Below are 13,040 nucleotides of genomic sequence, written 5' to 3' on the forward strand. Positions count from 1 at the left end.
ACGGCAACGAAACTGCAGACGCCACGCCAACGCCCTGCGAACCTTCAAGAACTCACTTATTCAGCGGACTCATATCGCCGGCGATATCGCATTTCAGAAACGGGTGTCCCCCAGCTCACGGTACTGAAGTGACCTACGTGGCTCCTGCGACGGCCACTCAGTCACCCCCGCGCGCCTGACGCACCTTGCTTCGCCGCTCATCGAGCAGGTGGCCAAAGTCATGCAATAGCAATGGTTCTCGCATCACCAGATGCTCGATGTGCTCACGGCCGATCTCCAGCGCGGTCACCTCATCGAGCGCGTAAGCACTCGCCAGGTTCGGTTGCCGAGTCAGTGCGGTGAGCCCCAGAAACGAGCCTTCATCCAGCGTGGTGATCGGTACATCCGATCCGCCGTCGGTGGTAGCAACCAACCGCACCCGCCCACGCACCAAGAACGTCATCCCCGCAGGCACCGAACCGGCATACTCCACGATCTCGCCGGCGCCATAGCGAACCATCCGAGCGCGCGAAACCAGCGACTGCCGATCGTCATCGCTGAGCCGTAGAACGGGCGTCACCACCGTTCGCAACGCGTCATCGACACGTTCGGCGTCGGAGAAGTCGTCGTCGGCGTCGTCGAGATGCAACCCCTCCCGTCGTGCGGCATACCAGATCCACCGCGCAAACGTTGCTTGCGCTGCGCGTTCGTCGGCAGGTGACGCCAGCCCGATGGTGGTGCAGTATTCGGCGCCGCCGAGGGCTTCCGAAGTCGGTATATCGCCCGCGTGAAGCTGCGGCAGCAGGCTGGCGATCCGCGTCAGCAACGCGCAAACCCGGTCAGGAGCATCAGCGTCGGAAAATGTGGTCTTCATCGCGAATTCGTGTACGCCGGCCGGCCGGCTGAGGTTGGTGAAGGCTGTGCTGGCCAGCACCGAGTTCGGGATTATCCGCATCCCGCTGCCGGTCTCGATATGCACAGCGCGCCAGTTCACTTCGACGATTCGGCCGCGCGCTGTGGAGGTATCCAGCCAGTCGTCGATCTGGAACGGCTGCTCGAACAGCATGAACAGCCCCGAGACGATCTGGCCGACGGAGTTCTGCAGCATCAGGCCGATGACGACCGAGGTCACGCCCAGCGCGGTGAACAGGCTTCCGACCCGCACACCCCAGACGTACGAAAAGATCACCGCCAGACCGGCGCCGATGAGCACGAACCGCGCGACGTCGAGGAAGATGACAGGTAACCGCTTGCGCCAGGATCCTTGCGGCGCGCTGATAAAAACCGTGGTATTGAGACCGGACAGCAACAGCACCAGCACCAGGAAGCCGAATGCCGTCGTGAGTATCCGTACCACCGTGTCGTGGACCGGCACACCCGTGGCGTTGACGATCAGCAGCAGCAGCGCACCGAGTGGCAGCACGTAATTGCGCAGTAGACCAACCTGTTTGGCCAGACTGCTGCGCCTGCGCACCAGCGCACGCTGCACCTCGGTCAGAATGACGATCCCGACCGGCAGGCCAATGACCACCCCGACGGCCCAATAGAACCAGGCCGAGCCGAAGACGTTCACTGCAAGCTCACTTCCGGTCCACCAATCGCCAGATCCGCTGCTCGGATCCGCCGACCGAAATCTGGCCCGCTGGCGTGAAATTCCACAGGTCTTGCATCGCTTCGAACACCTGCGCGGTGACGTAAACGCCGGGCTGCCTTGAGCCACTGTGCATTTGGTAGGCCAGGCTCACCGCGCCGCCCCACATGTCGTAGACAAGACCCGCTCGCCCGATCAGGCCACTGACGACTTTCCCGGTGTTGATCCCAACCCGCAAGTCGAGCTGGCGCCCCGACTGGGCGTTGAAACGATCGATGATCCGCTGCATCTCGAACGCGAAGTCGACGCTGCGGTGAATGTTGTCCAGCCTCGGTGTGGTGGCCCCACAGCTGGCGAGGTAGCCATTGTGCAGAGTGCGAATCCGTTCCACGCCATGGGATTCAGCTGCGGAGTCGAATTCACGCAACAGCTCGTCGACCGTCCCGACCAATTCGTCGCCGGACAAGTCATTGGACAGGTCGTCGAGTCCCGCGATGTCGGCGAAAATGATGGTGACGTCCTGGTGCTCCTGTGCGATGGTCTCCTTACCCTCGCGGTACCGCCGCACCACCGGTTCGGGCATCAACGACAGCAGCAGGCGATCGATTTCCCTGCGCTGCTCGTTGAGCAGTTCCTCTTTGACCTTGAGGTTATGGCTCATCTCGTTGAAAGCCCCAGTGAGATCGCCGAGTTCGTCGCGCGTTTTGACCGGCACGGTCACCTCGTAGTCACCTGCGCTGATCCTCGCCGTACCGGCCTCCAACCGACGAATCGGCCGCACCAGCAGCCGCGACAGCAGCATCGACAACACGCAGATGACAAAGCTCATCCCCGCGACCGCAAGGACCAGCGTCTTGCCGAACGAGGCCAATCGCTGATAGGCGTCGCCGTCGTCGCGCGTCGCCAGAATCGACCAATGCAGTTCTGAATTAGGCACATTCAGCGGCGCATAGGCTTGCAATTCACGGTTGCCGAGATAGTCGGTGTCCGAGGTGACACCGGTCTGTCCGCGCTGGGCGGCGCGCAGACCCGCGCTGTGAACCGGCTGGACCAGCACCGTGCTGCCCAACCGCATCGCCTTCTTCACGACGTCGGGCGCTGTACCACCGGCGACCGCCTCACGCTGATATTCCTTCGGATTCTGCAGGAAAACCCTTGAATCGGAACGCATCAAGCCGTCCGGGCCGGCCAGATATGTCTCGGTCGATTTGCCCATGCCGACCGCTTCCCAGTGCTTACTGGCGTTCATGATGTCGTTGATCTTCGAGATCGGCAACGGCATCGCCATCACGCCCTCGGTTCTGCCGTTCATCCCGACCGGCGACACCAGCCACGCGGTGGGCGCGTCGAACGCCGGCTGATACGTCTGGAAGTCGGTCATCCAGACGAAGTCAACGTCGTTGGCCCGCAGCGCCCGCTGGTAGGCGTCGCGCAAATTGGTTTCCCGGTACGGGCCGGTGAAGACATTGGTCCCGAGGTCGGGGCCTTTGTTCACGGTGTAGACGACGTTGCCGTCGAGATCCAGCAGCAGCGCATCCCGATATTCGAAGCGCGTGACGATGCTGCGGAAGAAGTCGTTGTAGCGCGCATTGGCCGCTGACCAGGCACTGCCGTCGTTGGCGTCATTGAAGCGCATCGCGTCGCCGGCTGAGGTAAACGGGGCGGTGTAGTAGGCCTGAAGGTACCGCTGCGCATTGGAACTCGGCAGCAGTGCGTTGATGTCCAGATCGTCTCCGGTCAAGCGATTGATCGGGTCGATCATCTGCTTGTTGTAGTAGTTCGCGAGCGACTGTTCCTGTGCGGGACTGATCTTCGCGTTGGCCAATTCGGCGAAGCCGGCGGTGAAAGCCCGCTCCGCTTCGACCGCACTGAAACCACTGCTGTAGACCATCACCGATTTCATCAACTCACCGAACAGCGCCTCCACCTGCTGCTTGTGCGACTCACGCAGCTCAAGCAGCCGCTCGATCGCGACCTGCCGCAACGCATTGCGACCCGTCACATACCCGACCAGACCGACCACCGCGACCGACATGATGCTGCACACCAGCAGCGTCACCAAGAGCTTGGACTGGATTCCCATTCGGAAAAGCCGCAGAAACCGGCGTCCACGATTGACCGAGGGGGCAGACTCTGCTGCCGCTTCGGGTGACGTTTGCTGCCCTGATTCCAATCGTCTTCCTCTCGCTGCCGGCGAAAAGACGGGCAGACCACGCAGCAGACTAGCGCGAAAAGGTAACGAAACCGGCCTTGTTTGCGCAAATAGGCGAGCACGGTCGGGTGCTGCCCACCAAGCGATTGTCCGCTAACCGACTCGTTCGCGACGAGTTGCGCGGTCCGCCTTGGTTTGCCGCTCGTCGATGAGTCGGCCCAACTCCTGCAGCAGGATCGGTTTACCCATCACCACCTGTTCAAGGTGTTCCCGGTCGACCTGCAACACGATGAGCTCCTCGAGCGCCACGGCACCGGTCGGATTGGGCTGGCGCGTCAGCGCGGTCACCCCCAGAAATGCGCCCTTGGTCAGGGTGGCGAGCGGAATGACCGATCCGTCCTCAGTCGTCGCCGTAAGCCGAACGCTGCCGGCGACGATGAACGTCATCGCGGTAGGCACCACACCGGCATGCTGCACGATTTCGTCGGTGCCGTAGCGCACCACGTGCCCATAAGGAGCCAACGACTGCTGTTCGCTCAGACTCAGCCGCAGCTCCGGTCCAACCACCGTGCGCAAAGCGGCTTGCACCCGTTCGGTCGTCGAGAAGACGTCGTCGGCCTCGTCCAAATGAAGGTCTTCCCGCCGCGCCGAATACCAGACCCAACGCAGGAAAGTGGCCTGGGTGTCGCCGTCGTCGGCGGCCGACTTCACCCGCACCGTCGTTCGGTACTCACCGCCACCGACGGACACGGTGGTCGGCACGGTTCCGGACTTGAGTTGGGGCAACTCGGTGGCGACCCTGGTCAGCATCGCGCACACCTGGTCCGGGGTATCGGAGACGGCGAATTTTGTTGTGATCGTGCACTTATGCGACCCGGCCGGGCGGCTGAGATTGGTGAACGAGGTTGTGGCGAGCGCCGAGTTCGGGGTGATCCGCAACCCGGCACCGGTCTGGATGTGTACCGCGCGCCAGTTCACTTCGACGACGCGACCGCGCCCGTTAGGGGTGTCCAGCCAGTCATCGATCCGGAACGGCTGCTCGAACAGCATGAACAAACCCGACACGATCTGGCCGACGGAGTTCTGCAACATCAGGCCGATGACCACCGAGGTAACCCCCAGTGCGGTGAACACACCCCCTACCCGTACGCCCCAGATGTAGGACAGGATCACCGCCAGGCCGGCACCGATCAGCGCAAAGCGCGCGACGTCGAGAAAGATGGTGGGCAGCCGCTTGCGCCAACTGTCCACCGGCGCCGCCTGGAATACCGTGGCGTTGAGTCCGGACAGCAGCAACACCAGCACCATGAACCCGAACGCCGTGGTCAGGATGCGCACCGTGGCGTCGCCGGCCGGGATCTGCGAGGCCTTGACCAGCAGCAGCAGCAACGCCCCAAGCGGCAGCAGGTAGTTGCGCAACAGGCTGACCTGCCGGGCCAAATGGCTTTCCCGGCGGACCAGATAGCGATGCAGCTCGGTGAGGATGATCAGTCCGACGGGCAATCCGATCGCGATGCCCGAGGCCCAGTAGAACCACGACGAATGAAATACATTCATCAGCGCTCAACCAATCGGAATATCGGCACATCTGCCCCCTCAACCGAAATGGTGCCGGCGGGGGCGAACTGCCGCACGTCACGCATCGCCTCATAAACCTGCGTCGTGACGTAGATGCCCGGTTGGGGTGCGCCGCTGTGCATTTGGTAGGCCAAACTCACCGCGGCGCCCCACATGTCGTAGACCACACTCGATCGGCCGACCAGCCCACTGGTGACATCACCGGTGTTGATACCGACGCGCAAATGCAACTCATTGCCGGTCTGGCTGTTGAACCGATCGATGATGCGCCGCATTTCCAGGGCGAAATCGACGATTCGGGGAATGTTGTCCAGGCGAGGTGTCGTGACACCGCAGCTGGCGAGATAGCCGTTGTGCAAGGTGCGAACCCGTTCCACACCAAGGTGTTCGGCGGCCGAATCGAACTGGCGCACCAATTCGTCGACGATCCCGACCAGTTCGTTGCCCGACAGGCTGCTGGACACCTCGTCGAGCCCCCCAATGTCGGCGAATAGCACGGCAACGTCCTGGTGTTCCTGCGCGATCGCCTTCTCGCCATCGCGATAACGCTGCACCACCGGCTCGGGCATCATCGACAGGAGCAGCCGGTCGTTCTCCCGGCGCTGCTCGTTGAGCAGCTCCTCCTTGATCTCCAGATTTCGGCTCATCTCATTGAAAGCCGCCGTCAGATCGCCGATTTCGTCGCGAGACGTGACGGGTATCGTCACGTCGTAGTCGCCGGAGCTGATCCGCTGGGTGCCGGCCTCAAGCCGGCGTATCGGCCGCACCATCGCCTGCGCGATGAGCATTGATGCCACACAAATGACGAAAATCATTGCCACCGTGACCAATATCAGTGCCCTACTGAACGACGCTACGGCCGCAAAGGCCTCCGAAGTATCTCGGGTGGCCAGGATCGACCAGTGCAGATCGGAGTTCGGCACGGTCAACGGCGCGTATGCCTCGAGCTCCTGATTACCGGTGTAGTCGGTAGCCGAAACAGTTCCGGTCTGTCCGCGCTGAGCGGCGCGCAGCCCTTCGGTGGCCACGGGCTGCAGCAGTGTAGTACCCCCGATTTGGATGGCCCGGTTGGCGACGTCCGCTGGTGTGCCTGCGGATGTCGATTGTCGCTGATACTCCTTGGGGTCTTCCAGGAAAAGCCTGGAATCCGAACGCATCAGACGATCAGGACCGGCGAGATAGGTTTCGGTTCCTTCGCCCATGCCTGCCGATTGCCAATGCTTGTCGGCGGTCATGATCCGGTTGATCTTGGCGATGGGCAGCGGCAGGGCCAGCACCCCCTCGGTCTTGCCGCCGGCCTCGACCGGTGCCACCAACCACGCGGTGGGAACGTCGAGCTGCGGCTGATACGGCTGGAAGTCGGTGATCCAGGTGAAGTCAACGGCGTTGGCGCCCAACGCCTTGAGGTAGGCATCGCGCAGATTGGATTCCCGATACGGTCCGGTCAAGATGTTGGTGCCGAGGTCGGGATCCTTGCTCAGGCTGTAGACGATATTGCCCCTGGTGTCCAGCAACACCGCGTCGTCGTAGTCGAATCGGCTGACGATTTCGCGGAAGTAGCTGTTAAACCGCGCATTGGCCGCAGACCAGGCGCTGCCGTCGCCGGCATCGTCGAACCGTGACGATGCTTCGTCGGACGTGAACGGCGCGGTGTAGTACGCCTGCAGGTACCTTTGCGCCGGAGTCGTCGGCAGCAGCGCGGTGATGTCGAGTCGTTCACCGGTCATGGCCTCGGTCGGTTTGATGAGTTCGTTGTTGTAGTAGTTGACGATCGCCTGCTGCTGGGTGGGGCTGATCTTGGCGTCTGACAGCTGATCGAAACCGGCGGTGAACTCCGCAAGGGCGTCGACCACGGTCAGACCGCGGGCATAAATCACCAGCGAATTCGTCAGATCGGAAAACAGCGTCTCCACGGCCCGCTTCTGCGACTCCCGCAGTTCGGTCAACCGTTCATACGCCGCCGTGGTGAGAGAGGTGCGGCCTGATCGATAGACGACCACGACTATCGCGGCAACCGAGACGATGCTCGACAGCAGCAATAGCACCATGAGCTTGGATTGGATGCTGGCCCGGAACTGCGGGCGGCGGCGCCGCTCTTTGGGACGACTCTTGGTGGCCGGCGCTGGTTCGGCCTCCGGGACCGAGTCTGCTGCATGGCTCGACGCTGTTGTCTCACCCGACGTCAATCGGCTTCCCTCTCGCTAGGGGGTCTGCGCTGGACGGTGGCGACCCGGTACTGACTTCTCTACGATGCACCGATCACGCAGCATAAGGGCTCCGACACGCACGTCCTCCGTTGTGAAACCCGGCGCGACTCCATAACCTCGGCGGAATGGCGACTCGAGTCTGTGTGGTGGGCAGCGTGAACATGGACCTGGTGTTCGACGTAGCCGCCCTGCCGTGCCCGGGCGAGACGGTACTGGCATCGAAGTTGACGTACACGTTGGGCGGCAAGGGCGGCAACCAGGCGGTGGCCGCCGCACGCGCGGGCGCGCAAGTCCAGTTCGTCGGCGCGGTGGGCGACGACTCGGCCGGCGAACAGTTACGAGCACACTTGCGGGCCAACGGCGTTGACGTGGACGCAACGGTTCGGGCGTCAGGTCCCAGCGGAACCGCCGTCATCATCGTCGATGCCGGTGCGGAGAACACCATCGTGGTGGCCCCGGGGGTCAACGCCCAGCTGGAGCTGACCGGGGTTCCCGCCTGCGATGTGTTGTTGACTCAGTTGGAGATTCCGGTGACGACGGCGCTGTTCGCGGCGCGCGCGGCCAGTGCGGCCGGGGCTGTCGTCATCGTGAATGCCTCACCGAGCGGCCAGGATCCCGACGTCCTGGCCGAATTGGCCGGCTACGCCGACGTGGTGATCGCAAACGAGCGCGAAGCCGACGAATGGCCTTACCAGCCAACGCATTTTGTGGTCACGCTGGGCGAACGCGGGGCCCGGTACGCCGGCCCGGATGGCAGGTTTGAGGTACGCGCTCCGGCCGTGACGCCGGTGGATACCACCGGCGCCGGCGACGTGTTCGCCGGAGTGCTGGCGGCGCACTGGCCCCCAGACCCCGGTTCACCGCGCCAGCGACTGCGCGCACTGCGGCGCGCCTGCGCCGCAGGTGCGATCGCGACGCTGGTGCCGGGCGCCGGCAACTGTGCACCCGATGCCGAAATGATCGACGCAGCCGTATCGGAGGGTTAGCCCACGTCGTGGGCGAAGGTCAGACCGCCCGCGGATTCCAGTTCGGCCCCGGATTGACTGAGCAGGCACCCGGCTGCGACTGGGCGACAACAGCACCGACAGGTGGTGGTGCGGCATCCCATCGACGAAGACCAACCGGTTGACCCGCAGCAGGGCGGCGGGGTACTGCCGCGGCTGGCGGCGCAGGGCTATCTGCCGGCCGAAGTCGATGGCTAACTCTCGGGGACCTCGCGTTCGATTTCGTCCAGCCAGATCCGCGCGGACATGTCCGACGGTGCCCGCCAATCCCCGCGGGGCGACAGGGCACCGCCGTGAGATACTTTGGGGCCGTTGGGCAATGCCGACCTCTTGAACTGGCTGAATGAGTAGAACCGCTGCACGAAGATTTGCAGCCAATGCCGGATCTCGCCCAGCGAGTACGACGGACGCTTGTCGTCCGGAAAGCCCGGCGGCCAGCTGCCGCTCTTGGGATCGCTCCACGCATGCCAGGCCAGAAAAGCGATCTTCGACGGCCGGAACCCGAAGCGCAGCACCTGGAACAGCGAAAAGTCCTGCAGCGCAAAGGGACCGATCTTCGCCTCGCTGCTCTGCAGCTCCTCCTCTTCTCCGGACGGCACGAGTTCGGGAGTGATCTCGGTGTCGAGCACCGACTGCAGCACCTCGCTGACCTCGTCCTCGAATTCACCCGCCGAGATCACCCAGCGGATCAGGTGCTGAACCAGCGTCTTGGGCACCCCGGCGTTGACGTTGTAATGCGACATCTGGTCGCCGACACCGTAGGTCGACCAGCCCAGCCCGAGCTCGGACAAGTCGCCGGTGCCCAACACGATGCCACCGCGCTGATTCGCCAGGCGGAACAGGTAGTCGGTGCGCAGCCCGGCCTGGACGTTTTCGAAGGTGACGTCGTAGACCTTCTCACCCCGGGAAAACGGATGATCCATCTCCTTGAGCATCAACTCGGCCGTACCGCGGATATCGATCTCCTCGAAGGTGACGCCCAACGCCCGCGCCAGCTTGATGGCGTTGTTCTTGGTGCGCTCGCCGGTGGCGAATCCGGGCAGGGTGAACGCGAGAATGTCGCTGCGCGGACGCTCTTCGCGATCCATTGCACGCGCCGCGACGATCAGCGCGTGCGTCGAATCCAGACCCCCGGATACGCCGATGACAACCTTCGGATAGTCCAAGGCCCGCAGTCGCTGCTCGAGTCCGGACACCTGGATGTTGTAGCCCTCATAGCAATCCTGTTGCAGCCGTTGGGGATCGGCGGGAACAAATGGGAAGCGCTCGACACTGCGCAGTAGGCCGATATCGCCGGACGGCGGGTCCAGCCGGAATTCGATGCGCCGGAACGACTCCGTGAGCTCGCGGTGGTGCCGCCGGTTGTCGTCGAAGGTGCCCATCCGTAACCGCTCGGAGCGAAGCAATTCGGTGTCGACATCGGCGACCGAACGACGTTCCCCCTTGGGAAAGCGTTCGGATTGCGCGAGCAGCACCCCGTTTTCCCAGATCATCGTCTGGCCGTCCCAGGACAGGTCGGTCGTCGACTCGCCCTCCCCCGCCGCGGCATACACATAGGCCGCCAGACAGCGTGACGAAGCCGAACGCGCCAGCAGGCAGCGGTCTTCGGCGCGGCCGATGGTGATCGGGCTACCGGACAGGTTGGCCAGTACCGTGGCGCCGGCCAGCGCCGCCTCAGCGCTAGGGGGCAACGGCACGAACATGTCCTCGCAGATTTCCACGTGCAACACGAAATCCGGCAGGTCGGACGCAGTGAACAATAGATCCGGGCCGAATGGGGCTTGGGTGTCACCGATACGAATGGCGCCGCGCTCTTGGTCTCCCGGCGCGATTTGGCGGTATTCGTAGAACTCCCGATAGGTCGGCAGGTACGACTTCGGTACGACGCCGAGGATGGCACCGCGATGAACGACGACGGCGGTGTTGTAAATCCGGTGCCGATGCCGCAGCGGCGCCCCGATGACCAGTACGGGCAGTAGGTCCGCGGATGCGGAAACGACCTCGAGCAGCGCCGCTTCGACGGCGTCGAGCAGGGCATCCTGCAGCAGGATGTCCTCGATCGAGTAGCCCGACAAAGTCAGCTCCGGAAAGACCGCCAATGCGACACCGTCGTCGTGACATTCGCGTGCCAACCCCAGTACCGATGCGGCATTGGCCGCCGGGTCGCCGATCGTGGTGTGGTGCGTGCACGCGGCAACGCGCACGAACCCATGCTGGTATGCGGAATAGAAGCTCATCGCCTTACATATTGCCCGCTAGGGCAGCGGGTCAACCGGGTAGGCCGTCCTGACCGTCGGCACCGTGAGCGCCGGTCTGGCCGTCCGCACCGGCCGTGGCACCGCCGGCGGGGTTTCCGAAGGCTCCGGGCTGGCCGCCCGCACCGCCGGTACCACCCTGGCCGCCGCCACCGGCGGCACCACCCGAACCAGCGCTGCCCGCGTGACCGAACAGCCCGGCGGCGCCGCCAGCGCCACCACCGCCGCCGTTTCCGCCGGTACCGCCGACGCCGCCGTCACCGCCGGTGCCGCCGTTGCCGGCAGGAGCCGGCGGGACGATCATGGTGCCACTGCTGCCGCTATCGCCGCCCTGGCCGCCTTCGCCACCGCCGGCACCCATCCCGCCGGCACCTCCGGCACCACCGACGCCGCCGAAACCACCGTCGCCGAACAGCAGGCCGCCCCGACCCCCAACACCCCCGGTGCCGCCGGTGCCGCCGGTGCCGCCCGTCGCGCCCACACCGCCGGTGCCCCCCGTTCCGCCGGCGCCAGCGATCTCGCCGATCCCGCCGGTACCGCCCTTGCCGCCCGCGGCACCGGTGCCGCCGGTGCCACCCGTCCCGCCGGTGCCGCCGGTCCAGCCAGGGGCGTCTCCGCCGAATCCGCCCTGACCTCCAGGCGCGCCGGCACCACCAGCGCCACCGGTGCCACCCGTACCGCCTACGCCAAAGCTGTATGCCGTGACGCCACCACCCGCACCTCCTTGACCACCGGGCGCGCCGGTCCCGCCGGCCCCTCCGGCGCCACCGCTACCACCAACAAAGTGGACACCCGTCGGCTTGCCTGAGGCAACGCCGCTATAGCCGCCCTGGCCGCCCAGGCCGCCGGCCACTCCGGCTCCACCGTTGTCGCCGGAGAAACCGTTGTAGCCGCTGCCAGTTGGGTTGTCCGCGCCGGCCTTGCCCGTGCCTGCCGTGTCTACGTGGTTCCAGGTCTCTGAGGGATTGACCCCAGCCGCGCCAACTCCGCCCTGTCCGCCGTGACCGCCTTGCCCGCCGGTGCCCCAGAGTCCGGCATTGCCGCCGCTACCACCCATGCCGCCGATGCCGCCGATGGCGGCGGCGCCACCGGTGCCGCCATTTCCACCACTGCCGAACAGAAAGCCGCCATTGCCCCCGGCCCCGCCCGCTGCCCCGGTCCCGCCCTGGCCGCCGATGCCGCCGTTGCCGATCAAGCCCGCCGAGCCGCCGGCCCCGCCGGCCGCGCCGGCGGCTGTGCTGGCACCGCCGGCGCCGCCATCGCCGTACAGAATCCCGCCGGCGCCGCCGGCCTGCCCCACCCCGTTGACGGTCTTGCCGGCCGCGCCGTCGCCGATCAGCGGGCGGCCGAACAGTGCCACTGTGGGCGCATTCACCGCGTTGAGCAGGTTCTGTTCGGCGTTGCTGGCCTCAGCGGCCACATAGCTGGCCGCGCCCGCATTCATCAGCTGGACGAACCGATCGTGGAACGATGCGGCCTGCGCGCTCAACGCCTGGTAGGCCTGCCCGTACGCGCCGAAAAGCTCGGCGATACCCACCGACACTTCGTCAGTACCCGCGGCAAGCACACCGGTCGTCGAAGCCACCGCTGCACCGTTGGCCGCGGTGATCGCCGAACCGATGGCCGCTAGATCCGTCGCCGCCGCCGCCACAGTTCCGGGCGCCGCAATGAGATACGACATGTGCTGTCCCCCAGTGAGTCATGGAATAGCAGACGGCCCCGTAGCACGCGACAAACGAACACCGACACTGCGAGAGTCTCGCCGTTCAAACAGCTGTTGGGATCAGTCATATGACTCAACAGGCCGGCCGGGTCCAACCCGCAACCGCAGCGCCGCGGTCAGCCGTGATTACCGGCCTGACCGACCGGCCCGGCGTCGCCTTGCTGACCGTTGTCACCGCTGGCGGCGTGGATGCCGCCGGCGCCGAGGCCACCGGTACCACCGGTCCCTCCGGTGCCGCCGGTGCCACCTACTCCGCCGTTGCCGATCAGCAGACCTCCGTGCCCTCCGGCACCGCCGTGGCCGCCGATACCGCCCGTCCCGCCGATCGTCGCCCCGGCCCCACCGGCGCCACCGATACCGCCGTTGCCCGCAGCGCCGCCGTTGCCGAGGAAGTTTCCGCCATTCCCACCGGCGCCTCCGGAGGCTCCTGCTCCTCCGACACCACCGGTTCCACCGGTGCCGCCCGCACCCTTACCGCTGCCACTAATACCCACCTGGACGTCGCCACCGGCTCCGCCGGCACCACCCGTCGCCCCCGCCCCGCCCAGGGA

General features: G+C 65.2%; 7 protein-coding genes and 1 pseudogene. 1 reads left to right on the top strand and 7 read right to left on the bottom strand.

Annotated elements, in window-relative coordinates; all coding sequences use genetic code 11:
- Positions 1-157: 157 nt before the first annotated feature.
- The 4 genes from AWC27_RS09695 to AWC27_RS09710 all read right to left on the bottom strand — a co-directional run bounded on the left by AWC27_RS09695 (position 158) and on the right by AWC27_RS09710 (position 7,348).
- Positions 158-1,552 (bottom strand): mechanosensitive ion channel family protein, encoded by a 1,395-nt coding sequence (locus AWC27_RS09695; RefSeq protein WP_085670289.1) that lies wholly within the window; start codon positions 1,550-1,552, stop codon positions 158-160.
- A gap of 7 nt (positions 1,553-1,559) precedes the next feature.
- Positions 1,560-3,743, bottom strand: a complete 2,184-nt coding sequence (locus AWC27_RS09700; RefSeq protein ID WP_425437475.1) for an adenylate/guanylate cyclase domain-containing protein — start codon at positions 3,741-3,743, stop codon at positions 1,560-1,562.
- Between the two features lie 132 nt (positions 3,744-3,875).
- The gene (locus tag AWC27_RS09705) at positions 3,876-5,279 is read right to left on the bottom strand and encodes a mechanosensitive ion channel family protein (RefSeq protein WP_085670291.1); all 1,404 of its coding nucleotides are present in this window, start codon (positions 5,277-5,279) and stop codon (positions 3,876-3,878) included.
- Complete coding sequence (locus AWC27_RS09710; protein ID WP_245846956.1) at positions 5,279-7,348, bottom strand: adenylate/guanylate cyclase domain-containing protein; 2,070 nt, start codon at positions 7,346-7,348, stop codon at positions 5,279-5,281. Before AWC27_RS09710 ends, AWC27_RS09705 begins: the two co-directional genes overlap by 1 nt.
- Positions 7,349-7,632: 284 nt before the next feature.
- Here AWC27_RS09710 and AWC27_RS09715 point away from each other — a divergent pair, with 284 nt between their 5' ends.
- Positions 7,633-8,493 (top strand): PfkB family carbohydrate kinase, encoded by an 861-nt coding sequence (locus AWC27_RS09715; RefSeq protein ID WP_139836874.1) that lies wholly within the window; start codon positions 7,633-7,635, stop codon positions 8,491-8,493.
- Between the two features lie 212 nt (positions 8,494-8,705).
- Here the strand turns inward: AWC27_RS09715 and AWC27_RS09725 are convergent, their stop codons facing one another.
- The 3 genes and pseudogenes from AWC27_RS09725 to AWC27_RS30915 form a co-directional block, all read right to left on the bottom strand.
- Positions 8,706-10,748 carry an NAD(+) synthase gene (locus AWC27_RS09725; protein ID WP_085670293.1) on the bottom strand — a complete coding sequence of 681 codons (2,043 nt, stop codon included), beginning with the start codon at positions 10,746-10,748 and terminating at the stop codon, positions 8,706-8,708.
- A 31-nt stretch (positions 10,749-10,779) separates the two neighbouring features.
- Positions 10,780-12,447: a PE family protein gene (locus tag AWC27_RS09730; protein ID WP_085670294.1), complete on the bottom strand. Its 1,668-nt coding sequence runs from the start codon at positions 12,445-12,447 to the stop codon at positions 10,780-10,782.
- Between the two features lie 158 nt (positions 12,448-12,605).
- A pseudogene (locus tag AWC27_RS30915) lies at positions 12,606-13,040 on the bottom strand (PE family protein); the annotation flags it as partial.

It is taken from the genome of Mycobacterium szulgai, assembly GCF_002116635.1.
In the GTDB taxonomy this organism is placed as follows: Bacteria; Actinomycetota; Actinomycetes; order Mycobacteriales; family Mycobacteriaceae; genus Mycobacterium; species Mycobacterium szulgai.

Bases quoted from the DNA above. Each gene is read 5' to 3' on its own strand.
- AWC27_RS09705 (WP_085670291.1), bottom strand. From the start codon at position 5,279: ATGAATGTATTTCATTCGTCGTGGTTCTACTGGGCCTCGGGCATCGCG.
- AWC27_RS09710 (WP_245846956.1), bottom strand. From the start codon at position 7,348: ATGGTGCTATTGCTGCTGTCGAGCATCGTCTCGGTTGCCGCGATAGTC.
- AWC27_RS09715 (WP_139836874.1), top strand. From the start codon at position 7,633: ATGGCGACTCGAGTCTGTGTGGTGGGCAGCGTGAACATGGACCTGGTG.
- AWC27_RS09730 (WP_085670294.1), bottom strand. From the start codon at position 12,447: ATGTCGTATCTCATTGCGGCGCCCGGAACTGTGGCGGCGGCGGCGACG.
- AWC27_RS09725 (WP_085670293.1), bottom strand. From the start codon at position 10,748: ATGAGCTTCTATTCCGCATACCAGCATGGGTTCGTGCGCGTTGCCGCG.